The following is a 21,852-nucleotide window of genomic DNA, read 5'->3' as shown; positions in this document are numbered from 1 at the left end:
TGTCATGCAAGCTGAGACGTTGGATCTGTTGGAATGGAATCGTTTATGTCAGCATTTATCAACATTTACAACGACAAAGCTGGGGGCGATCGCATCGGCACATTTACCAATACCCGATCGCTATGAAGACACATTAGAGTTACTCACCCAAACTAAAGAAGCCTATGCCCTTGAAGAGAGAAGTGCAGGCGTATCTCTAGATGGGATTCAAAATATTACGGAAGCAGTATTTCGAGCAGAGAAACAGGGGATTTTGTCGGCTGCTGAGCTTTGGGCGATCGCGACGACTTTGGCAGGAGCGCGAAACTTGCGCCGTCAGTTAGACAATGCTGATTACTGCCCAAATTTACAAATACTTGCTAGCGAATTGCGGACTTATCCTGATGTTGAGCAGGAAATATATCGCTGTATTGATGAAGGTGGAAATGTTTTAGATCGAGCTTCGGTGCGGTTAGGGGAAATTCGCCATGAGTTAACCTCAGTGCGCGATCAGATTATTACCAAGCTGCAAAATATCATGCAGCGTAATGCTAGCTCTTTGCAGGAGCAGATTATTACCCAACGGAGCGATCGCTATGTTTTATCGGTAAAGTCGCCCCAACGAGATCGCGTCCCTGGGGTAATTCATGATACTTCTAGCACAGGGATGACGCTGTTTGTAGAGCCAAACTCGATTGTGCAGTCCAATAATCGCTTGCGACAACTGTTAAAAATGGAGCAAGCCCAAATCGAGATTATTTTGGCGGAACTGAGTGCCAAGATTACAGCGATCGCGGAAGATTTGCAAAGATTGCTAATTATCGTTACCAAGATTGATCTAGCCGTAGCGCGGGCGCGGTATGGCTATTGGCTAGGAGCGAATCCACCACATTTTCTGGAGAGTGAGGCGATCGTCTTGCGTCAGTTGCGTCACCCATTACTGGTATGGCAACAACAAAACGAGGAAGGTCGCGAAGTTGTGCCTGTGGATGTGTTGATTTCACCGCAGATCTCCGTAGTTGTCATAACAGGACCCAATACAGGCGGCAAAACCGCAACTTTAAAAACTTTTGGCTTGGCAGCTCTGATGGCAAAGGCAGGGATGTTCATTCCCGCCAAAGAACCTGTAGAAATGCCTTGGTTTGATCTTGTACTTGCCGATATTGGTGATGAGCAGTCATTGCAGCAAAATCTATCGACTTTTTCGGGGCATATTCGCCGCATTGGTCGAATTCTAGACTCGCTTTCCTCTCAATCTTTGGTGCTATTAGATGAAGTGGGAGCAGGTACTGATCCATCTGAGGGCAGCGCGATCGCTACGGCTTTATTGGAATATCTGGGTGAACATACAAGACTTGCGATCGCCACAACTCACTTCGGCGAACTCAAGGCTCTGAAATACCAAAATCCTAAATTTGAAAATGCTTCCGTAGAGTTTGATGATGCATCCCTTGCACCCACCTATCGCTTGTTGTGGGGTATCCCTGGGCGCTCTAATGCCCTTGCGATCGCAGGTCGGTTAGGTTTGCCACAGGATATTCTCGAAGCTGCTCAAGTGCGTGTCGGCGTTGGTTCTGCGGAAATGAATGACGTAATCGCCGAACTGGAAGCCCAACGCCGTGAACAAACTCAAAAAACTGAAGCAGCCGCGCATTTACTCGCTGAAACAGAACGCCTACATAAAGAAATTTTGGATCGTGCCGAACTAATGCGATCGCAGGCTAAAGAACTACGTGAACGCCAAGAAAAGGAGGTAAATGCAGCGATCGCCCAAGCCCAAAAGGAAGTCGGTCGCGTGATTCGCAAATTGCAAAAAGGTGAACAATTGGGTGAACAGCTAGTTGCAGATGTGCAACGTACTGAGCAGAGAATCGAAGAACTCACCAAGCGCCATGTCCCAGTAAAGCCTGAAGAAAAAGTTGAGGTGCAGTTAAAAATTGGCGATCGCGTTCGCATTCCTAAATTTGGCAAAATTGCTCAAGTTTTGACAGTTCCAAATAGTTCAGGTGAATTTTCTGTAAGGTTAGGAACTATGAAGCTAACTGTAAATATCTCAGACACCGAAAAAGTCTAAAGTAAAAGCTGTGCTTTGCGCCGCTTTTAGTCTTTGGGGTTTTTGTTATGTTGCAATTTTTTCAGTTTGAAGCCGATTTCGTAGCTACCTTGCGCTGTATTCCTATGCAAGTACGCTACAAGCTAGACACCTGTGGCATTAAACTCAAACTGCAACATTGGCTAAGTTTTTCCACCATACAGCGCCAAAAACTAATTGATTTGCCCTGTACTACTAGCAAAGAAATCAAAGAATATAGAGAACATCTGCGATCGCAAGTTTTTCAAAATTTCAACATATATCCTAGTGATTTGCTCATTGAACAAGATCCTGCATGGATGCAAACCAACGTGATTCCCCTCAGCGTTTTGCAGCACGCGCAGGAATTAAACATAGCGATCGCCCTAACCCAATGGCAAAACATCAGCCCACTGCAACGTTTTGCCCTAATTAAGCTCAGTACATCCGACCACGAAAACAATAATTTCTTACCTGCCTTGCAAGAATTTGGACTTACTAAATAAAGAAAAAGGAGTGCAAAGCACTCCTTTTTCTTTATTTACTTTATTTATGAGAGTTGGCTCAAACGATAGCCAACACCGTGAATCGTCTCGATCAAATTGTGAGGCGCAGCAGCACCCTTCAACTTGTTCCGCAGACTCTTGATTGTGGCATTGATCGTATCTTCTCTGGGTGGATCAGTAAGCGACCACACATGTTCCACAATGGTGATCCGCTTTAGGACTTGACGACCATGATGGAGCAACAACTCTAGGATGTTGTACTCTTTCGGAGTCAAATGCACAGATTGTCCTGCATAAGAAACCTCATGCATACCAGGATCGAGTTGCAGTTCCCCCCAACGCAAAACTGTGGGTTCTGCAATCTGAGCGCGGCGCGACAAGGCGCGAATACGAGCCATCAACTCAGGTGGATCAATCGGTTTGACGAGATAATCGTCAGCACCAGCATCTAGCCCCTGAACCTTGTCAGAACTCATATCCAGCGCAGTCACCATCAAAATTGGGATGTTATTGCCATGCGCCCGTAAACGACGACATAGGTTAATTCCATCCAGCTTTGGTAGCATGACATCTAGCAAGATCAGGTTATAATCGTCGGCTTGAGATTTTTCCCAGCCTTCTTCACCGTCTCTCGCAATATCTACAACACAATGTTGACTTGTTAACACTTCGGCTAACGTGTCAGCTAAGTTAGCATCATCTTCTACTAGGAGAATTCTCATTGGATCGATCAAATCTCAGTTATTTAAGTTTGATAGGTGCTTAGTTAGAGTTAACGGATACCTTTACAGGTTTATGAAGAATATGAACTTTATAAATATCGTTAACATGATTCACCCCTATCTAATTGCATCATATACGAAAGATCGAATGCTTTTTCATAAATGCAAAAATTTTAAGTATTATTGCGACAAAACAATCTATAATCATTTTTATTTAAGAAATTTTAAACAAAAAAATCATGTGCGGCGCTTTGTGCTGAATAAGAAGCCAGAGAAATTTTTGAAAGCACAGCTTCGTGGCGCGTTCAAAAATTTCTCCGTACCAATGCAACTTTCTATTTGATTTCTGTGACGCTTGGATCGTTGCTGAGTTAAATTGATTCTATAGAGACTCACAAACCCTAAAAATCTTTGTTAAAAAATGATTGCGAATTTATCTACCTTTAAAACAACAGCATCTCAAGAAATTTTTGCTAAAGCCAAGGAGCTAATGCCTGGCGGTGTAAGCTCTCCCGTTCGAGCCTTTAAATCAGTTGGTGGTGAACCAATCGTGTTTGATCGTGTCAATGGAGCTTATGCGTGGGACATTGATGGCAATAAATACATTGATTACATCGGCTCATGGGGTCCTGCGATCGTGGGACATTCCCATCCCGAAGTCATCGAAGCACTACATAAAGCCCTCGAAAAAGGTACAAGTTTCGGCGCTCCCTGCGTTCTTGAAAACCAACTCGCCGAAATGGTCATCGATGCCGTGCCTAGTGTAGAAATGGTGCGCTTTGTGAACTCTGGTACAGAAGCCTGTATGTCTGTATTGCGCTTGATGAGAGCGTTTACAGGTCGGGACAAAATCATTAAATTTGAAGGCTGCTATCACGGTCACGCGGATATGTTCTTGGTTAAGGCTGGTTCGGGCGTGGCAACTCTCGGCTTGCCCGATTCCCCTGGTGTGCCTAAATCCACGACAGCGAATACCCTCACTGCTCCCTATAACGATCTTGAAGCAGTCAAAGCATTATTTGCCGAAAACCCTGATCAAATCTCTGGCGTAATTATTGAACCAGTAGTTGGTAACGCTGGCTGTATTGTGCCTAAAGACGGATTTTTACAAGGCTTAAAAGATCTTTGTCAGGCAAATGGAGCTTTGTTAGTATTCGATGAAGTGATGACAGGATTCCGTCTTTCCTACGGTGGCGCACAGGCTCGTTTTGGTGTTACTCCTGACTTAACCACTATGGGCAAGGTCATCGGTGGTGGTTTGCCTGTAGGAGCTTATGGTGGGCGCAAAGATATTATGTCGATGGTTGCTCCTGCTGGTCCAATGTATCAGGCTGGAACATTGTCGGGTAATCCTTTGGCGATGACCGCAGGGATCAAAACGATGGAAATTCTCAAACGGGCTGGTTCTTACGAATATCTCGAACAGATTACCAAGAAATTAGCTGAAGGTATGTTGGCGATCGCCCATGAAACTGGACATGCTGCCACGGGTAATATTGTTGGGGCGATGTTTGGGATGTTTTTTACTAGTCAACAAGTTTATGACTATGAAGATGCCAAAACTAGCGATACAGCTAAGTTTGCTAAATTCCATCGTGGCATGTTAGAGCATGGTGTTTATCTTGCGCCTTCGCAGTTTGAGGCTGGTTTTACATCCCTTGCCCATACTGATGGTGACGTGGAAGCGACATTAGCCGCGACTCGGGCTGTATTGTCGCAAATTGCCGCTTAAAACAATTTTGATGAGATGGGCTTTACTCATCTCATCAAAAAAAGTTCATCTTGTAACAGCTTTCGCAAAAAGTCATTTACAATGTTGGTTAATTATTTCTAGACTGATTCGCTTAAGCTCATTTCGCAAGTCAATTCAGCTTAGAACATCAAAGCATTGAAATTTCTCCTACACAAATCTGATGCTGACAGAAAACTCAACTGCTAGTACTAAATCTAATAATGGTAATTACAACGGCTCCCCTGCGCCTTTACCAAGAGCCGATTACTACATGAGCTTACACAAAGAGCTAGACCATCTTGAAGAAATGGTGCTGGAAAGTGGCCCTCGCGTGATGGGTCATACCGTCATCGATGAAGAAAAACTATGTCAGCAGATCGATCGCGTGAGATTGTCTGTACCTGAATCGATCGCTAAAGCTGAAGAGATCTTGCTCTACAAACAAGATCTTGTTGCTGAAGCTCAACAATACGCTGAGGATTTAATTAAGTCGGCTGAGCTAAGAGCAAGTCAGCTATTGGAAGAGTCAGTAATAATTCTTCAAGCGGAGCAGGAAGCCAGTCAAATTCGTCGCGAACTCCAAGAGGAATGCGAACAGGTGAAATCGCAAACTCTTAATGAAGTTAACCAAATGCGTCGTCAAGCCCAAAAAGATCTCGATTTATTGCATCAACGGGTAACGGGTGAAGTCCAAGATATGCAGCGTGGTGCTGATGAATATAGCGATCGCGTATTAGGTAATCTTGAATCTCAGCTAATTGACATGATCAAAATTGTCCAAAATGGCAGAAAAGAGTTGCGACTCTAAAACCTAATATCTACCAAAAGAAAAACACCCCCAAATGGGGGTGTTTTTCTTTTGGTAGATATTTACGATCGCGCGATCCCATTGATTAAGGAACATGGTAAGTTAAGTTTAGTTAAGAAATTATTTTGAACATCAGGCTCTTTGCTATATGAAATCCTCTTGGAGAACTGCACTGCTGTGGTTACTACCCATAGCGATCATCGGCTTTTTTGGATGGCAAACTTTAATTGCTCGTCCTGCCCCTAGTCGCCCTACTGTGAACGCGGCTAATACCCGCATCGCCTACGGAAGATTCCTTGAATATCTTGATGAACATCGGGTACGCAAGGTTGATATTTTTGATGGTGGTCGCACGGCGGTAATCGTAGCAAGCGATCCCCAAATTGAAGGTAAAGAGCAACGCGCTAGAGTTGATTTGCCGCTCTATGCACCTGAGTTGATGGATAAGATCAACGAAGGCGGTGTAGATTTGGCTATTTATCCACCTAGTAACAATGGTGCAATCTGGGGCTTTATCAGTAACTTAATTTTCCCGATCGCTTTGATTGCTGGTTTATTTTTCTTGTTCCGTCGCTCTAATCAAATGGGTGGACCTGGACAAGCAATGGACTTTGGTAAATCCAAGGCTCGTTTTGCGATGGATGCAAAGACGGGCGTAATGTTCGATGATGTCGCTGGCATCGAAGAAGCAAAGGAAGAACTGCAAGAAGTTGTGACTTTCTTGAAAAAGCCCGAACGCTTTACGGCAGTTGGCGCAAAGATTCCTAAAGGCGTTTTGCTAATTGGTCCTCCTGGAACTGGCAAAACTTTGCTAGCCAAAGCGATCGCTGGTGAAGCTGGTGTACCTTTCTTCTCCGTATCAGGTTCTGAATTCGTCGAAATGTTCGTCGGTGTCGGTGCATCCCGCGTGCGTGACTTGTTTAAGAAAGCAAAGGAAAATGCACCTTGCATCATCTTTATTGATGAAATTGATGCTGTCGGTCGTCAACGTGGCGCTGGTATCGGTGGCGGTAACGACGAACGAGAACAGACCCTCAACCAAATCCTCACGGAAATGGATGGTTTTGAAGGCAACTCTGGCGTAATTGTCATCGCCGCAACTAACCGCGCCGATGTACTTGACTCGGCACTGTTACGTCCCGGTCGCTTCGATCGACAAATCGGTGTTGATCCACCTGATATCAAAGGTCGTCTGCAAGTTTTGAATGTTCATGCTCGCGATAAAAAGATTAGCCCTGAAGTTTCTTTAGAAGCGATCGCAAGACGTACCCCAGGATTTGCAGGTGCTGACCTCGCTAACTTGCTTAATGAAGCTGCCATCCTAACTGCTCGTCGTCGTAAGGATGCGATGACGATGGCGGAAATTGATGATGCAGTAGATAGAATTATTGCTGGTCTGGAAGGTAAAGCTCTCGTTGATAGTCGTAACAAGCGTTTGATTGCTTATCACGAAGTTGGTCATGCGATCGTCGGTACTTTGATGAAGGATCACGATCCTGTTCAGAAGGTAACTCTAATTCCCAGAGGTCAAGCGGCTGGCTTGACATGGTTCACTCCCGACGAAGAACAAACTCTCATCTCTCGTGGTCAAATCCTCGCACGGATCACGGCGGCTCTTGGTGGGCGTGCTGCGGAAGAAGCGGTATTTGGTGCTGCGGAAGTAACTACAGGGGCAGGTGGTGACTTACAACAAGTAAGCGGCATGGCTCGTCAAATGGTCACTCGTTTTGGCATGTCGAATATTGGTCAACTCGCCCTCGAAGGTCAAAGCTCTGAGGTATTTCTCGGACGCAGCATGGGTGGTGGCTCTCAATATTCGGAAGATATTTCCGCCAAGATCGATCAGCAAGTTCGCGAAATCGTGCAGAAATGTTATCAAACAGCTCTTCAAATTGTGTATGAAAATCGCACAGCGATTGATCGCGTGGTTGACCTTCTAGTTGAGAATGAAACTCTCGACGGTGAAGAGTTCCGTCGCATTATTTCTGAGTACACTCCGCTTCCTGTTAAGGAACGTTTTGTCCCTCAAATCTAAAATCTATTTCTAAAAAAGTAGGAGCAGTTCATGAACTGCTCCTACTTTTTTTGTGACTATAGCTGTCGCCAGTATTGTTATACCAAATCACTTAGGTAGGGCGACAGATGATATTTACTGACTCTAGATCGGTCTTATTTTTACGTGTATTTTATACAATAATCATCCGTAGTCTTTATTTTGTGTTTTGGCTTTACTTCAACGCTTTACGCTGTAAAATTTGCCATAGGATTAGCCCTGCCAACCAAGATAAACTTGCTGCTAACGGAATAAATAGAATTCCTCCAACGATTTCTAAAGGTGCGATCGCCCGTAGCACCCAAACATGGACTAGATAAGTAGTAAAACTTGCCCTAGATAATGTCTTAATCTGCGGTTGAATTGCCTGCCAAATTCCAAAAGTGGGAGACAGTACAAAGCTCTGACTCTCACTTTTGGATTCTGGATTTTGCCAAGAAATTGACCATAATAAGAAAGAGAAAGTCAAGAAAAGCACAGTGGGACGGGTATAATGACCGACTGCTTCAGCTGAGTTTTTGAGTATTGCGGTCCAATAGAATTCGCTTAATTCAATAGTTGCAGCGATCGCAAATAAATATCCCCATGAAGGCGATCGCCAATTTGTTACAAATAGGCTAGTCCAACCGTGATCTTTAGCTAACCAAATTCCTATTTGAAAGTAGGATAACCAATAGATTACATGATCGCCATTAGGCAGAAAATTTGTCATATTTGGCAGCCATCCAAAGATCGCCGATCCCCACCGCAAACTCACCAGAGCAAAAGTAATGAGAACTAATCCAATCAGTCTTTGCAAAGAAAAGTTAAAGCGCCGTAGCAATGGATAAACTATGTAGCATTGGAAGATAATTCCGAGGAAATAGAGGTGATAGTCACCCATGCCCGTAGAGATGGCTTGCCAAAACTGTTGTCCCCGCTCTAGCCAATCTGCTGTAAGAAATTGCGATTGCCCGACAATGTTGAATAAAGTGAATAGAAAATAGGGCGGTACAATCCGCCAGAGGCGGCGTTGGATAAATATTTTTAAATTAAATGGACGATTCTCTTCCGATTTAGCTAGGGCAAAACCTGACAAAATCACAAATAACGGTACGGTAAAGCGTCCTACTTGGTTAATGATTGTATCAATAAAGATTTCAGGAGTGATAGTAGTTACATCATTTACACCAAACCACCAGTGATGAGAAGCATGAATGCCAATCACAATAGTGGTTGCGATCGCTCGTAGCAGATCGGAGAGTTCCCAAGTCATTAATAAACCTTGATGATAGAAGCATCGCAAAGCAATACTTCTATCATCTAATACCAAAGCACAAAATGGCGTAGCCATTTTGTGCTTTGAAAATCCTTACTGGAGTAGGTTTTTAATTCACAAAAGTGTTGCCACACTTTCGTGAATTGGTGTAATACCAAAACACAAAATGGCTGCGCCATTTTGTGTTTTTAAAACCCTGTAAGGGTTGAGCTTTTAATTCACGAAAGTGTTGTCACACTTTCGTGGATTGGGATAACAAGATTAGGAATGCGTAGCAAACTCAAGAACCAAATTCTTGTGACGTGGCAAAGCCACGTCACAAGAATTTGGTTCTTGAGTAAATCCCATAATTCTTAGAGCATATAGATCTTCGGGGTTTTCAAATCTCCATTCTCAAGATTTTTCAAGAGATTCCCTATACCTTCTTTTCCACTCAGTTGCACTGTTCGCAAGATGAGTAAACTATCTTCCAATAAAGTTTCCACATCAATGGATTGATAATCGGGAAGGTAGGCTGGTAAACGACTCGTACCTTCACCTAGGAGAATTGCCGCACCATACCAATTTTGACTTTTGAGATGATATAGACCAACAGCAATTTGCAAAATACCCTGATAAAAAGCCCGATCGCTTTGCCAAGCATCATTCCAAATCGCCTCTAAAGTGTCATGACAAGCATAATAATCACCACTATTAAACTGAGCGATCGCTTCTTCAAAGGTCATATTCTCAATGCTTTTTATATTAGGTCTATAGTCTAGTGAGAGTCTCGGCGCGACTCTTCCATAAATTGCAAAAGGGGCGCTAAGCACCCCTTTTGCAATTTATGGAATGTGATCCAAACAATGATTAGGTAAAAAGGCTGTCCAGCCATTGTCTAATTTGACACGACAGCTAACACTAATCACTTGCTCAACTACACCTTTATGGTTGGCATACTGTTGACGGTTCGCATTTACAACTACGAGATCGCCTACTTTAAAAGTTTTGCTTAGAGATTTATGATCCGCACCTTGTTTTTTATCAGCAACATTGGGAATCGCTGCTTTTTTGAGAGTTGGGGCAGAATGGAAAGTCAAGGAAGCAGATTGCTGTCCATTTACCTGATAATTGTAGCCACGACCTTGAATAAGCTGCAAACTGCCAATCTGAACATTTGATAAATACTGCACAAAGCGATCAACAGATATCTCCATTGCTTCGGCAAGGTCTTCAAACATGACTGGATAGCTCCAATAGTTTTCGCCCACTTGTAGGTCAGCTAGCTCTTTCCAAGCGTCAAATAGTTTTTGTCCAAACTGCAATTCTAGATCAGCGTCGCGATCGCTATTGGACTTAGTAACAGAACTTGTAGTACTGCTAGATGTCAGAGTTTCAAGTGTTTTGAGCAAACTTTCAGCAACGCGATCGCTCGCTTCAGTCCTTGCTCGAAGATATTCGAGAATCTGCTCAAACAAAGATTCGCTAACATTGACAGTCATAAAACTACTCGCACTAATCGCCTTTAACAACCTATCTGAAAACCTGTTTTTTAGACTCTGAAGTATTGGAAAAATTCAGCTTTTAGACTTTTTAAATATCCTCTAAGTTAACATCAATCAGCTAACACCGAAAATGTTTAAGCACAAAATCTCAAAAGTAACGAAATTTAAAAGCCCCACTTTTATGAACAAGATGACAAGGGCGGCGCTTTGCGCCACCCTTGTCATCTTGTTCACTACCTTATAGAAAAGCAAGTTTTGCTTAGGACATAAAACCCCAGAAGAAGAATGGCGGTGCTTCGCACCGCCATTCTTCTTCTGGGGTTTTGGTTTGTACTAGTTCACTTTTGCATTGCTATAACTTGATAAACCATCAAGTCCAGCTTGCCAATTTTTGGGTAATGGTTCATTACAAAGCTGATGAATTTCGGTGATTCGCTCAAATAGCCAAGGATAATTTTGCCGATAAGTAGGAATTAAACCTAATGGCGACAACAAAGCTGCCGCAGTCAAATCAGCAACACTAAAGCGATCGCCCACCAAATAGCCATCTTGCCAAAATTCACTGAGCATCGCGATCGCATCAGCAATTTTCAGAGCAGCAATCTTTGCTGAGTCGGCATTAATGTCATATTGCGATCGGACAATCGCAATCACAGCTTGACTCATCCAAGAAGAATCGATCTGTTTGCCCTCATTAGCACGAAACTGGTAGTACACAAACCGCGCCGCCGTACCAATAAATTCATCAAAATAATCTTCCAATCGTAAAGCTTCCTTTTGTTGCATATCATTTTCCAAATACAGAGGTGGATCAGGTTGATAGGCTTCCAGAAACCGAATAATTTCGGTAGAGTCGGCGACTACTGCGGGACAGTTTTTTTGCTGAGGCAATAGTACAGGCACAGTATGTGAACCCGAAAGAGGTTTAACTCGTAAAATGTGCAAAGCAGGGGTGAGATTTTCAACCTGATAGGGAATTTGCTTATAGCCAAGAGCCAGCCTAGCTTTACGGCAATAGTGAGAAGTACTGAATTGTAATAAAAGCATGGCTTTAAAGCTTTAAAATTAGCAAACTAAACAAATTGGGCGGCTATAGCAAATCAAGTTTTGCTTAGAAGATAAGTGGCGGCGCGAAGCGCCGCCACTTATCTTCTGGGTTTTAGGTTTGTACTAGCTAACTCTCGCTTTGCACTAAAATCCAAAACATAGTTGGCGAGCTTAGCTTGTCAACTATAGCAATCCTAAATAGATTGTGAGAGTGCGCCCCTTCAGGGCGCACTCTCACAACACTCAAAATCTTACAACTCATTTAGGAGCGCTATGTATTTTGGATTTTAGTGCAAAAAAGTAGTAAATCATATGGTATAGTCTCGACTAAATTTTTACGGTCTATCGGTGCTGTCGCCTATGCAAGCCAATCCAGTCTTTAAACCTACAACTTCTCACTCTGGTTATCAGACCTCTCACTCTGGTTATCAAGCCTCAGTACCTGTGACTGTGTATCGAGAATTGGCTGCGGAGTTGCAATCTACTCAAGCAAAGCTCTCATTTTTTCAGTTGCAAAATGAGCAACTAACTAAGCAAAATCAAATGCTGTTGCAAGAGTTTGAAGCGATCGCCCAATCTACAGATCGAGTTCAAGCAATTCTCACCCAGTCTAATTTACCTGATTCTAAGCTAACTGATGTTTTAGCAGGTATCCGTGCTTCTTCACAAATTAATACTGCACCATCAAGAAGTAATCCTCAACCTCAAGGTCGTCCTCCTGCCGCTAAGCCCCGCTCTGTGGAAAAGCCCACACAGGTTAGTCCTCGTAAAGTTGCTGTACAGCAGACAACCAACGCTATTCAGGAAGCAATTTCTAGGGCGAGACAACTTGCTACTGAGCCAGTACAACCCATGGATAGCGATTCGATGGCTAGTGAAGCTCTGTATTACGATAGTTCTTTTGCAGCCTTTGAAGCGCCCGCTCCTACATCGACCCCAAAAACAAAAGTATTGCCCAAGTTAGAAATTCGTGAAGAAATATCTTCTCGACCTCTTCGTACTGAGTCGATGGAGGAGGCAAATGAGTCTACAGGCTTAAGTGGTTGGGTCTTAACTGCAACGATCATAGCGATCGTGCTAACTTCGTTTGGCGCTGGTTATTTGCTGATGCGTCCATTTGTAAAGTAAAAACTAAGCAATTAAAAAAGGAGCTTTGCTCCTTTTTTAATTGCTTGTGGGTCAAAGCGGCGCAAAGCGCCGCTTTATTTTTGTAAATTAAAAACCAAACCCAGCAAGGGTTTTAAAACACAAAATGGCATAGCCATTTTGTGTTTTGGTATTAATGGGATATGGGTATAAAATTAGGTCATGGATAGACGTAAGTTTTTAGTTGTAGGTGGGGCGGCGATCGCTGCACTTGGGGGATGTCAAGTATCAAATCCTTTTGATCAGCGCGATCACTTAAGGATCACGGGTTTACTAGGAGCCATACCCAGTAAAGTTATTAATCAATTTGAGTCCGCCTCTAAAACAAAAATTGAATTTAAAGCTGAAAATGCCCCTTCAAAACTTTGGCAAGAACTACAAAATTATCCCAATATCGCTAAAGAAAAAGCACCACATCTCATCAGTATTGGCGACAGTTGGCTAGATCGAGCGATCGCTAATTCTTTAATCCAACCTATCACTCCCAATCTACTAGAAAAAATTCCGAAATGGCAAAAACTATCTCCCCTTTGGCGACAGAGTGTTACGCGCAATAATCAAGTGTGGGGCATTCCCTATCGCTGGGGAGCAACAGCGATCGCCTACCGTAGTGACAAACTGAAATTTAAGATTACTCAATGGTCAGACCTATGGCGGCCAGAATTAAAACTAAAGCTATCCCTACCCGACGATGCCCGTGAAGTGATCGGCTTAGTTTTAAAAAAGATGGGGCAATCCTATCAACTAGAAAACTTAGTTGAACGTCAAGATGTTTTTGCCACACTGACACAAGAACTAAAAAGCCTTAACTCGCAGGTCTTAACCTATTCTTCTGATAATTATTTGCAGTCTCTACTAGCAGACGATACATTCGCCGCAGTGGGGTGGACGAGTGATATGCATAAAGCCCAAAGACAAAACCCTAATCTGAGAGTAGTAATCCCCCAAGATGGCACATCTCTCTGGAGTGATCTTTGGGTAATACCTAAGGGCGAAGCCGCGATCGCGGCGGCGGAATGGATGAATTTTTGTCTAACGCCTGAGATTGCCGCTCAAATTACATCTCTGACTGAGGCAATTAGCGCATCTAGTGAGTTAGATCAAGTTCCTGCTAGTGTCAAAGCTGATCCGATCAAGTTTTTCTCACAGGATATCCTCGCTAAAAGTGAGTTAATCGCTCCTTTGTCTCCATCAACACTTACACAATATAAGGAGCTTTGGACTAAGCTGCGATCGGGAACAATATAAACCCATATACTTCCTTACTCCAATAATTAGTGGTGCGGTGCGAAGCGCCGCACCACTAATTATTGGGTTTTGTTTTTTAATTTATAAAAGTATTGTCACACTTTCATAAATGGGTATTAGTTAGGAAAAATCAAAAACCAGAAGAGGAATGGCGGCGCGAAGCGCCACCATTCCTCTTCTGGTTTGCAACTATATCTAAGTGATTTGGCGTAATTAAGCAACAAATTTAAAACATCTATAGCTCACCTATCAAGCTGTACAGGTTTTAGAGGTTTATATTTAATTATGTCTACTTACTTAGGCAAAAGTTTTAAATTGGTATAATTTGCCAATAGTAGTTAGTAAATAAAGAATATAGCGTTTATCAGTCTAGTGAAGTACGGGTTTGTGAAACAAACCTTTGTACCTCGCTTGCTTATAAAAGACTATATTTACTATTAGGGAATAAGCAAAGATGAAACTTTACATTTGGCAACCTCTATTCCAATGTCCTAAATTAGTCTTTGTGACAATATTTCTCAGCACGATTAGTTGGTGTGGGCAAGTTACAGGACAATCAAAAAGTAATAGTTCTTATGGTCTGGGCACATTACCAAATCAATTTCCTGAAGGACAGGTAAGGTGTGGAGATTTAACTAATCTCGTCTCTATCGATCTCATCGCTCCAGACGATGGAGCAAGAACACTTTCAGAGCGACCAACTTTTTATTGGTATGTCGAGCATAAATCACTAGCATCAAAAAATTCAAAGCCAGTAAGTTATAATAGCAATAATTTTTATATGGATTTTTTCATTAGAGTTGGCTTTGCTCGTAATGCAAAGTCAATTTTTCGTTCTCGGTCAGAAGTAACTCCTAAAGTCAAGTCTGGTCTATATCGATTTGAGCTTCCAGCAAATGCACCTTCACTGGAAGTAAATAAAATCTATAGTTGGCATATTCGTTATATGCAACCTAGCGCTCATGATCAGAGTGACGTTACTAATCAAATAGACATTAGAGCAATTGTCAAGCGAGAAAGTAATCCTTCAGTCATCAAGAAAGTACAAGCTGCTTCTACACATTTAGAAAAGGCGAGAATCTTTGCAGAAAATCTTTATTGGTATGATGCTTTCGATGCATACACTAAATGGATTGATATAAATCCTAATGATAAAGATGCTTTACAAGAGCGATTAGCAATGTTGGATCAATTAATGAAAAGGTATCCTAAGAAGAAATGTATGGGCAAATATAACGTCAACAATTCAAGCCTAATTAATTCCAAACAATCAATACTACAAATCATGAAATATAGCCCATCAAGATAATTGTGGTGATGTCCCGTTACGAGAGTTAGCAATTCTAATTACAAGAACGATTTTGGTATAGCAAAAAAAGAGTTAGCTAGTACAAACCAAAACCCAAGAATCGAGTGGCGGCGCAAAGCGCCGCCACTCGATTCTTGGGTTTTATGTCCTAAGCAAAGTAAGTTTTTTGAAAGCTCGCCGTTGGCGAGCTTTCAAAAAACTTGCTAAAAAATGATTTTATAATGAGAATTACTTCACGAGAGTGGGGCATCGCCCTATGTAGAATATGGATAGTTATAATCGCTGCGTTTACGCCATTCCATTTCATTGTTAACAACTTTATATAGACATTCCTCAACAATAAATGGAGCATTGCGCCAATTAATATCATCACGTTGCAAAATCCAACTCACTTGCTCCAGAGATTCTTCTAGTTCTGCCTCAAAACGAGCCAAAGGTAGAGGGATTTTTTCTAAATTTGGAGATTCTACACAAACAGCGATCGCCTCTTTGAGAACTGCCACAACTTCTTTGCCATAGACTTCTCGCGCCCTTAGTCTCAAGGATTTATAGCCTTTTTCTGAGGTTGCATACATTGGAGGTAGTCTATTTAATACATAGGCTGTAGCTTCTCCTAGATCGACGGTTTCAGCGATCGCAGGATGTAATTTCTGAATTTGATGATAGGCAAGTGACAATACTAATTTTTCTAGTACATTACTAAATTGATAATTGACATCAACCATATAGGTTTGAAAATCTTTAGCCTTCTGCTCATCCCGATCAGAATTGATTGAGGTTTGAACCTGTCTACCTTTCCAAGATATTTCTGAAGATTTTCGACCCAAAGCAGTTTCATCGCGGCCAGCAATTGCCTCGCGTTTACCTGTAACTATGTAGGTATTACTCACTGCACTTTTGAGCTTGACTGTAATCAAGGCATTCTCTAAAGCGGTAGGAATATCCTTCCAAGAGGCATTTTCTGCGCCTAAAACTTGTTGGAGTGCCGCAAGCGATCGCGCATGACTAGCCACCTCCTGCGATGGTAGAGGTCTTGCGTCTCTCAGTGCGTCAGGCTTGACACTTACGAGCGCCCGTCGCACTGCGGATTCAATTTGCGATCGCATTTCGGTAGCTGCTTTTTTGCGTTGCCTCAGCCATCCTACTTTCGATGTGGCATACATCGGGGGCAGACGATTGAGCGCATAAGCTGCGACTTCACTTAAGTTAATCTGATCACGTCGGTATTGAGGTAAGTGAGAGATTTGTAAATCAATTTCTGCAATTACCATCTCCTCTATTGCATTTTTGCAACTTTGCATATCAAGCCGTCCCAAACCCAATATGAAATTGAAGTGTTTCTAAAATGGAAAACTATTAGTTTAAACTAATTGCAAATTTTTTTGGAATTGCAAAGAAATCAAAATTAAAATGATTTAGACATTATAGCAATTGACATAATACTTACAAAAAAGATCAAATTCATATCAATTCTTGTTCTTATCAATACGATATAGCCATAGCATCAAAGCTAATACCCCAATTTGTATAGCTAAATTTCCTAAGTTAGTCTCCAAATCTCCATTTCTAGCAATTAATCTTGTGAAAAAGATCACTGCACCAATAAATCCCGAACCTGAAAAAGCTATATAAATAAATATGCGGAGTCCACGGTAGGGCGCTTTGGCTTCACGTCTTAGGCGATCATACTGTTCAGAATTTAGTTTGGACACGATTTTATTGACTGTCATAAAGGTGGGCGCTATGCATCCACCTTCATATTACTTGAAGCCTGAATGAGCTTGATTATTTGGACTTCATAGCTGTGCGATCGCATAGCCAAATAGTGTTACCAGTAATCAGTCGTGATGGATATTGATTAACATCACCTTGAGGCGCTAACACCGCAGTTAAAGCTTTTGCCTTAGCAGCACCTTCGATCATGAAAATAATCTCTTTCGCCTGATTAATTAAAGGAACAGTCATAGTGATCCGAGGTTGTCCATCTTTTTCGCCAACGGTTACAAGGCGATCGCCAACTTTGAGAGCTTTGGTATGTGGAAATAGCGAGGCTGTATGTCCATCGTCCCCCATTCCCAACAAAATCAGATCGAATTGGGGAAATTCTCCTCCACTGACACCAAAAAATTCTTGAATATGCTGTTCATACTTTGCGGCGGCGATCGCAGGATCATCAGCATCAGTTGGCACTGCATGAATATTTGACTCAGGAATAGCGACATGATTAAGCCATGCTTGGCGAGTCATCCCCTCATTACTTTGCGGATCGCTAACAGGTACATAGCGCTCATCTCCCCAAAAAACATGTACCTTTGACCAGTCCCATTCTTTATTTGCTAAGAGTTCATACAAAACACGGGGTGTACTCCCACCTGCGGCAACAATGGTGAAGCGTGCGTCTTTAGAAATTGCTTCATCATAGGCAAGTTGACACAATAACAATGCTCTTGAGGCAATTTCAGCGCGATCGTTCCAAATTTCTACTTGTCTAGCCATAAAAAATACCTCTGTAGCGAAAAAAATGGTGAGAATGAACTAATGATGCATTTTGTATATTTTTTGATCAATTTTGATCAATATTCATCAATATTTATCAATCAATCTTAAGAGAGGTGTCTTTTATTTCATTTTGTGTGATTTTTGACAGTACTAACGAGCAAATGTATTAACCTATAAAATGTTAGAACAATATTAAGGTTAAGGTAAATAGTCATGACACCTGCTATCATACGCCTCTTCTGGGACTCAGTCAGCCAAGCACAGCCAAATCTACTCCTAAATCTTGATGATGATGGGCTAATGAGCTGGTTGGTTGATCAGGTTCAACAACGCTCATCCCTCGACTCCCATCAACAAAACGATCTCAGTAACTACATCAGCAATCGCCTGCCCTTAATCCGAGAAATGGCATATCAAAATTAGTTCGACTGAAGACGACTCATTAGGGTTTCGTTTAATTATAAGGTTTTTTAAGATACTACTTTTTATTCTGTTTTTTGAGTTTGGTTTAAGCACATTCACTTTTCAAGTACTACATTTTGATTTGTGAGAGCTTAACTATATATAGGGGTATTTAGGGGGGGAGTTCTAAATGGGAACATCTCAGATTTCTGACAGTACCATCCGCCAAAATGTTAGGATACTTGCCTGAGCTATGCGATCGCTGGTTTCATTGCTCTACAAACTATTTACAGTTATTTCTAGCAATTATTTCTAGCGTATGTCATCTGCAAGAATCATTGATTTATTACGTAGTGGTTTAACTAGTCAATCCTATATTGTCCGTGGTTGGGTACGGACAAAGCGTGAAGGGAAGGAAATTACTTTCTTAGAACTAAATGATGGTTCATCGCTACAGGGAATTCAAATAGTTTTGCCGCAAACGATTGATGACTATGCAACTCTAATTAAGCAAATCACTACAGGCACGTCGATTGAGGTGACTGGGACTTTAGTTGAGTCCATGGGCAAAGGACAAAGGGTGGAAATGCAAGCTACAGCGATCGCTGTTTTTGGTGTCGCCGATCCTGAGACTTATCCTTTGCAGAAAAAACGTCACTCGATCGAATTTCTTCGCACGATCGCGCATTTGCGTCCCCGTACAAATATGTTTGGGGCTGTATTTCGCGTGAGAAATGCTTGTGCCTTTGCAATTCACAAATTTTTTCAAGAACGGGGGTTTTTATGGGTACATACACCAATTGTCACTGCTAGCGATTGTGAAGGTGCGGGCGAGATGTTTGGGGTCACCACATTTGACCTAAATAAAGTAGCGGCAGCGGGTAAGCCCGTTGATTTTTCCCAAGATTTTTTTGGGAAGCCAGCTTTTTTGACAGTCAGTGGTCAACTAGAAGCCGAAATCATGGCAACCGCCTTTTCTAACGTCTATACTTTTGGCCCTACTTTTCGCGCTGAGAACTCAAATACTTCGCGCCACCTTGCCGAGTTTTGGATGATTGAGCCAGAAGTCGCCTTTTGCGATCTCGAAGGTGATGCTGATCTAGCCGAAGATTTTCTCAAATATATTTTCAATTATGTTTTGGAAACTTGCCCAGAAGATATGGAGTTTTTCCAAGAACGGGTAAACGATCAAGTAATGACCAATGCTCGCAAAATCATTGATGAAAAATTTGAGCGAATTACCTATACAGAGGCGATCGCCATTCTCGAAAAGAGCAGTAAAACCTTTGAGTTTCCAGTGTCGTGGGGATTAGATTTGCAATCGGAACATGAGCGCTTTTTAGCAGAAGAACATTTTCAAAAGCCCGTGATTGTCATGGACTATCCACTGGGCATCAAAGCATTTTATATGCGGGTGAATGAAGATACAGCAACTGATCGCCAGACAGTAAGAGCTATGGATATTCTTGCCCCTGGAGTTGGAGAAATTATTGGCGGTTCTCAGCGAGAAGAACGCCTTGATGTATTGGAAGCCAGAATACGCAGTGTTGGTCTAAATCCTGAAGATTATTGGTGGTATTTAGATTTACGTCGCTATGGCACTGTGCCTCATGCTGGTTTTGGGCTTGGCTTTGAGCGCCTAGTGCAGTTCATTACAGGGATGGGAAATATTCGAGATGTAATTCCCTTTCCTCGATTTCCTCAAAGTGCAGAGTTTTAGGCAACATAAAGGGCGCGTTGCACCCTTTATGCTTCGTGAGCTAATTCGCCCATGATGTAAGTCGCGGCGATCGCCCGATCGTCACCCATAATGATCGTCGCAAATAGTTGATCGGAGATTTCGGCAAGTGTTGGGGCGATCGCTTCTGAAGATTGATTTCTTAACGCCATAATTGGTGTTGAGCGCAGATTTAGCACCACAAAATCAGCTTCTTTCCCAATCTCAAAATTACCTAATTTATCCTCAAGACATAACGCTCTTGCTCCCCCCAAAGTCGCCAGAAATAATGCTTGAAACGCTGACAACTTTTGAGATCTCAACTGGGCAACTTGATAGGCGGCACTAGCAGTTTTTAAAATCGAAAAACTGGTTCCTGCACCCACATCGGTTCCTAAACCGACTTTTATAGGAGTTTCTAAAGATTTAGCTTTCCCTAGTTTGAATAGTCCGCTCCCCAAAAATAGATTGGAAGTTGGACAAAAGGCGATCGCCGATTTTGCTTCTGATAATCTGGTAAATTCGCGATCGGTAAGTTGGACTCCATGAGCAAATACAGATCTTTCAGTCACTAAACCTGCACGATCATAGACATCTAGATATCCATCGCTTTCAGGGAACTCAGCAACAACCGCTTCCACTTCTTTTACATTCTCTGAAAGATGCGTATGTAGGTAAACATCAGGAAATTCCTGCAAGAGTTTACCGATATTAGTTAATTGTTCTGTGGTTGATGTCAGCGCAAATCTTGGGGTAACAGCATAGAGTAAGCGATCGCACTTATGCCATTTCTCAATTAACTGCTTAGTTTCTAGATACGAAGATAATGCTGTATCTCTTAAAAACTCTGGAGCATTACGATCCATCATTACTTTGCCAGCAATCATCCGCAAATTACGTCGCTGTGCTTCTTCAAAAAAAGCATCCGTTGATTGTGGGAATACAGCGGTAAACACCAAGGCAGTTGTAGTCCCATTTCGCAATAACTCATTGAGAAAAATAGAGGCAATCTCTAGGGCATAGTTACGATCAGCGAACTTTCGCTCTGTCGGGAATGTATAGGTACTTAGCCATTCTAATAACTGCTCGCCATAGGACGCAATCATTTCTGTCTGTGGGAAATGGATATGCGTATCAATGAATCCTGAGACAATTAGGCGATCGCGATACTCTGTAATCGGAATATCTGCATATTTAGCTTGCAGTTCTTGGTAGTTACCTAAATCTTTGACTTTGCCATTTTCAACTATCAGCAAACCATCAGGAAAGTAGCGAATACAGTCAGCTTCTGGAGCATAGAATGGATCGGCGATCGTATCTAGAAAACTGGCTCGAAATCCTTTGATAGAGTGATATTGCATAGTTTAGAAAATAGTGATCGATTAAAGCGATCAATCAAAAATAATTAGTTTAATGAGGTTAGTCTTATGAAACTATTGTTCACATTTTTTGATCTTGATTGTAGTCGCAAAAAGTACAATCAAGTTATCTCAGATAGACATGGTTAATCAATGGTCAGTTAGCTGTCGCCAGTTTTGGTATAAAGCTATAGCAATGTAAGTTTTAGGACATAAAACCCAAAAGATGAGTAGCGCCGCTTCGCGCCGCCACCTATCTTTTGGGTTTTGATTTGTTCTAGCTATCTCAATAAAAAAGCCCCTCCTTGCGGAGAGGCTTTTTTATTTCGAGAAGACTAGATTAGTCGATTAACCATTGATAGCAGGAGCAGCCATTGCAACAGGAGCTACATCAACAGCAGCCAAATCGAGAGGGAAGTTGTGAGCGTTGCGCTCGTGCATTACTTCCATACCCAAGTTTGCGCGGTTGATTACGTCTGCCCAGCTAGGTACGACACGACCTTGGCTGTCAGA

At 42.2% G+C, this 21,852-nt stretch carries 19 protein-coding genes and 1 pseudogene; 10 read left to right on the top strand and 10 right to left on the bottom strand.

Translation table 11 applies throughout. The features are described from left to right. The first annotated feature begins 4 nt into the window (after positions 1-4). Together H6G05_RS19920 and H6G05_RS19915 are read left to right on the top strand one after the other, a co-directional pair. Positions 5-2,053, top strand: a complete 2,049-nt coding sequence (locus H6G05_RS19920) for an endonuclease MutS2 (RefSeq protein WP_190580737.1) — start codon at positions 5-7, stop codon at positions 2,051-2,053. A gap of 47 nt (positions 2,054-2,100) precedes the next feature. Further along, positions 2,101-2,556: a nitrate reductase associated protein gene (locus H6G05_RS19915; protein ID WP_190580735.1), complete on the top strand. Its 456-nt coding sequence runs from the start codon at positions 2,101-2,103 to the stop codon at positions 2,554-2,556. Positions 2,557-2,600: 44 nt separating this feature from the next. On the opposite strand, the gene H6G05_RS19910 is transcribed toward H6G05_RS19915, so the two are convergent. Continuing rightward, positions 2,601-3,278 (bottom strand): response regulator transcription factor, encoded by a 678-nt coding sequence (locus H6G05_RS19910; RefSeq protein WP_142655597.1) that lies wholly within the window; start codon positions 3,276-3,278, stop codon positions 2,601-2,603. Between the two features lie 421 nt (positions 3,279-3,699). Here H6G05_RS19910 and hemL point away from each other — a divergent pair, with 421 nt between their 5' ends. The 3 genes from hemL to ftsH all read left to right on the top strand — a co-directional run bounded on the left by hemL (position 3,700) and on the right by ftsH (position 7,853). Next, positions 3,700-5,010, top strand: coding sequence for a glutamate-1-semialdehyde 2,1-aminomutase (hemL, locus tag H6G05_RS19905; RefSeq protein ID WP_199310669.1), 1,311 nt, complete (start codon positions 3,700-3,702; stop codon positions 5,008-5,010). A 181-nt stretch (positions 5,011-5,191) separates the two neighbouring features. Next, the gene (locus tag H6G05_RS19900; protein ID WP_094536308.1) at positions 5,192-5,818 is read left to right on the top strand and encodes an ATP synthase subunit B family protein; all 627 of its coding nucleotides are present in this window, start codon (positions 5,192-5,194) and stop codon (positions 5,816-5,818) included. Positions 5,819-5,966: 148 nt separating this feature from the next. Further along, entirely contained in the window at positions 5,967-7,853 is a 1,887-nt protein-coding gene (ftsH, locus tag H6G05_RS19895; RefSeq protein ID WP_190580733.1) for an ATP-dependent zinc metalloprotease FtsH, read from the top strand. 193 nt (positions 7,854-8,046) lie between these two features. Here ftsH and H6G05_RS19890 read toward each other — a convergent pair whose 3' ends face one another. The 4 genes from H6G05_RS19890 to H6G05_RS19875 form a co-directional block, all read right to left on the bottom strand. Then, entirely contained in the window at positions 8,047-9,204 is a 1,158-nt protein-coding gene (locus H6G05_RS19890) for an acyltransferase (protein ID WP_190580731.1), read from the bottom strand. Positions 9,205-9,482: 278 nt separating this feature from the next. Further along, entirely contained in the window at positions 9,483-9,854 is a 372-nt protein-coding gene (locus H6G05_RS19885; protein ID WP_190580729.1) for a DUF309 domain-containing protein, read from the bottom strand. Between the two features lie 99 nt (positions 9,855-9,953). After that, complete coding sequence (locus tag H6G05_RS19880; RefSeq protein ID WP_190580728.1) at positions 9,954-10,610, bottom strand: hypothetical protein; 657 nt, start codon at positions 10,608-10,610, stop codon at positions 9,954-9,956. Positions 10,611-10,946: 336 nt separating this feature from the next. Further along, positions 10,947-11,660, bottom strand: coding sequence for a glutathione S-transferase family protein (locus tag H6G05_RS19875; RefSeq protein ID WP_190580726.1), 714 nt, complete (start codon positions 11,658-11,660; stop codon positions 10,947-10,949). A 360-nt stretch (positions 11,661-12,020) separates the two neighbouring features. Here H6G05_RS19875 and H6G05_RS19870 point away from each other — a divergent pair, with 360 nt between their 5' ends. From H6G05_RS19870 to H6G05_RS19860, 3 genes are all read left to right on the top strand, one after another. After that, positions 12,021-12,788, top strand: coding sequence for a hypothetical protein (locus H6G05_RS19870; RefSeq protein WP_190580724.1), 768 nt, complete (start codon positions 12,021-12,023; stop codon positions 12,786-12,788). A gap of 180 nt (positions 12,789-12,968) precedes the next feature. Next, positions 12,969-14,054, top strand: a complete 1,086-nt coding sequence (locus H6G05_RS19865; protein ID WP_190580722.1) for an extracellular solute-binding protein — start codon at positions 12,969-12,971, stop codon at positions 14,052-14,054. 454 nt (positions 14,055-14,508) lie between these two features. Next, the gene (locus H6G05_RS19860) at positions 14,509-15,363 is read left to right on the top strand and encodes a DUF928 domain-containing protein (RefSeq protein WP_190580720.1); all 855 of its coding nucleotides are present in this window, start codon (positions 14,509-14,511) and stop codon (positions 15,361-15,363) included. Between the two features lie 254 nt (positions 15,364-15,617). On the opposite strand, the gene H6G05_RS19855 is transcribed toward H6G05_RS19860, so the two are convergent. The 3 genes from H6G05_RS19855 to pgl form a co-directional block, all read right to left on the bottom strand. Next, positions 15,618-16,664 carry a late competence development ComFB family protein gene (locus tag H6G05_RS19855; RefSeq protein WP_190580718.1) on the bottom strand — a complete coding sequence of 349 codons (1,047 nt, stop codon included), beginning with the start codon at positions 16,662-16,664 and terminating at the stop codon, positions 15,618-15,620. A gap of 165 nt (positions 16,665-16,829) precedes the next feature. Beyond that, the gene (locus tag H6G05_RS19850; RefSeq protein WP_190580716.1) at positions 16,830-17,093 is read right to left on the bottom strand and encodes a DUF3493 domain-containing protein; all 264 of its coding nucleotides are present in this window, start codon (positions 17,091-17,093) and stop codon (positions 16,830-16,832) included. Positions 17,094-17,148: 55 nt separating this feature from the next. Next, positions 17,149-17,859, bottom strand: coding sequence for a 6-phosphogluconolactonase (gene pgl / locus H6G05_RS19845; protein ID WP_190580714.1), 711 nt, complete (start codon positions 17,857-17,859; stop codon positions 17,149-17,151). A gap of 216 nt (positions 17,860-18,075) precedes the next feature. On the opposite strand from pgl, the gene H6G05_RS19840 reads away from it, so the two are divergent. Both H6G05_RS19840 and asnS read left to right on the top strand, forming a co-directional pair. Continuing rightward, positions 18,076-18,285 carry a hypothetical protein gene (locus H6G05_RS19840; protein ID WP_103667564.1) on the top strand — a complete coding sequence of 70 codons (210 nt, stop codon included), beginning with the start codon at positions 18,076-18,078 and terminating at the stop codon, positions 18,283-18,285. Positions 18,286-18,583: 298 nt separating this feature from the next. Continuing rightward, positions 18,584-19,984: an asparagine--tRNA ligase gene (gene asnS / locus H6G05_RS19835; protein WP_190580712.1), complete on the top strand. Its 1,401-nt coding sequence runs from the start codon at positions 18,584-18,586 to the stop codon at positions 19,982-19,984. A gap of 26 nt (positions 19,985-20,010) precedes the next feature. Here asnS and guaD read toward each other — a convergent pair whose 3' ends face one another. After that, entirely contained in the window at positions 20,011-21,342 is a 1,332-nt protein-coding gene (gene guaD / locus H6G05_RS19830; RefSeq protein WP_190580710.1) for a guanine deaminase, read from the bottom strand. 345 nt (positions 21,343-21,687) lie between these two features. Continuing rightward, positions 21,688-21,852, bottom strand: a pseudogene (locus tag H6G05_RS19825) (photosystem II q(b) protein); the annotation flags it as partial.

Source organism: Phormidium tenue FACHB-1050 (genome assembly GCF_014696925.1).
GTDB lineage: Bacteria > Cyanobacteriota > Cyanobacteriia > Pseudanabaenales > Pseudanabaenaceae > Pseudanabaena.
Note: the sequence above shows the minus strand (reverse complement) of the source record. Positions and strands in the feature narration are given on the sequence as shown.

Coding starts and splice junctions, on each gene's coding strand:
- H6G05_RS19920 (WP_190580737.1), top strand. CDS start 5: ATGCAAGCTGAGACGTTGGATCTGTTGGAATGGAATCGTTTATGTCAG.
- H6G05_RS19915 (WP_190580735.1), top strand. CDS start 2,101: ATGTTGCAATTTTTTCAGTTTGAAGCCGATTTCGTAGCTACCTTGCGC.
- H6G05_RS19910 (WP_142655597.1), bottom strand. CDS start 3,278: ATGAGAATTCTCCTAGTAGAAGATGATGCTAACTTAGCTGACACGTTA.
- hemL (WP_199310669.1), top strand. CDS start 3,700: ATGATTGCGAATTTATCTACCTTTAAAACAACAGCATCTCAAGAAATT.
- H6G05_RS19900 (WP_094536308.1), top strand. CDS start 5,192: ATGCTGACAGAAAACTCAACTGCTAGTACTAAATCTAATAATGGTAAT.
- ftsH (WP_190580733.1), top strand. CDS start 5,967: ATGAAATCCTCTTGGAGAACTGCACTGCTGTGGTTACTACCCATAGCG.
- H6G05_RS19890 (WP_190580731.1), bottom strand. CDS start 9,204: ATGGCTACGCCATTTTGTGCTTTGGTATTAGATGATAGAAGTATTGCT.
- H6G05_RS19885 (WP_190580729.1), bottom strand. CDS start 9,854: ATGACCTTTGAAGAAGCGATCGCTCAGTTTAATAGTGGTGATTATTAT.
- H6G05_RS19880 (WP_190580728.1), bottom strand. CDS start 10,610: ATGACTGTCAATGTTAGCGAATCTTTGTTTGAGCAGATTCTCGAATAT.
- H6G05_RS19875 (WP_190580726.1), bottom strand. CDS start 11,660: ATGCTTTTATTACAATTCAGTACTTCTCACTATTGCCGTAAAGCTAGG.
- H6G05_RS19870 (WP_190580724.1), top strand. CDS start 12,021: ATGCAAGCCAATCCAGTCTTTAAACCTACAACTTCTCACTCTGGTTAT.
- H6G05_RS19865 (WP_190580722.1), top strand. CDS start 12,969: ATGGATAGACGTAAGTTTTTAGTTGTAGGTGGGGCGGCGATCGCTGCA.
- H6G05_RS19860 (WP_190580720.1), top strand. CDS start 14,509: ATGAAACTTTACATTTGGCAACCTCTATTCCAATGTCCTAAATTAGTC.
- H6G05_RS19855 (WP_190580718.1), bottom strand. CDS start 16,664: ATGCAAAGTTGCAAAAATGCAATAGAGGAGATGGTAATTGCAGAAATT.
- H6G05_RS19850 (WP_190580716.1), bottom strand. CDS start 17,093: ATGACAGTCAATAAAATCGTGTCCAAACTAAATTCTGAACAGTATGAT.
- pgl (WP_190580714.1), bottom strand. CDS start 17,859: ATGGCTAGACAAGTAGAAATTTGGAACGATCGCGCTGAAATTGCCTCA.
- H6G05_RS19840 (WP_103667564.1), top strand. CDS start 18,076: ATGACACCTGCTATCATACGCCTCTTCTGGGACTCAGTCAGCCAAGCA.
- asnS (WP_190580712.1), top strand. CDS start 18,584: ATGTCATCTGCAAGAATCATTGATTTATTACGTAGTGGTTTAACTAGT.
- guaD (WP_190580710.1), bottom strand. CDS start 21,342: ATGCAATATCACTCTATCAAAGGATTTCGAGCCAGTTTTCTAGATACG.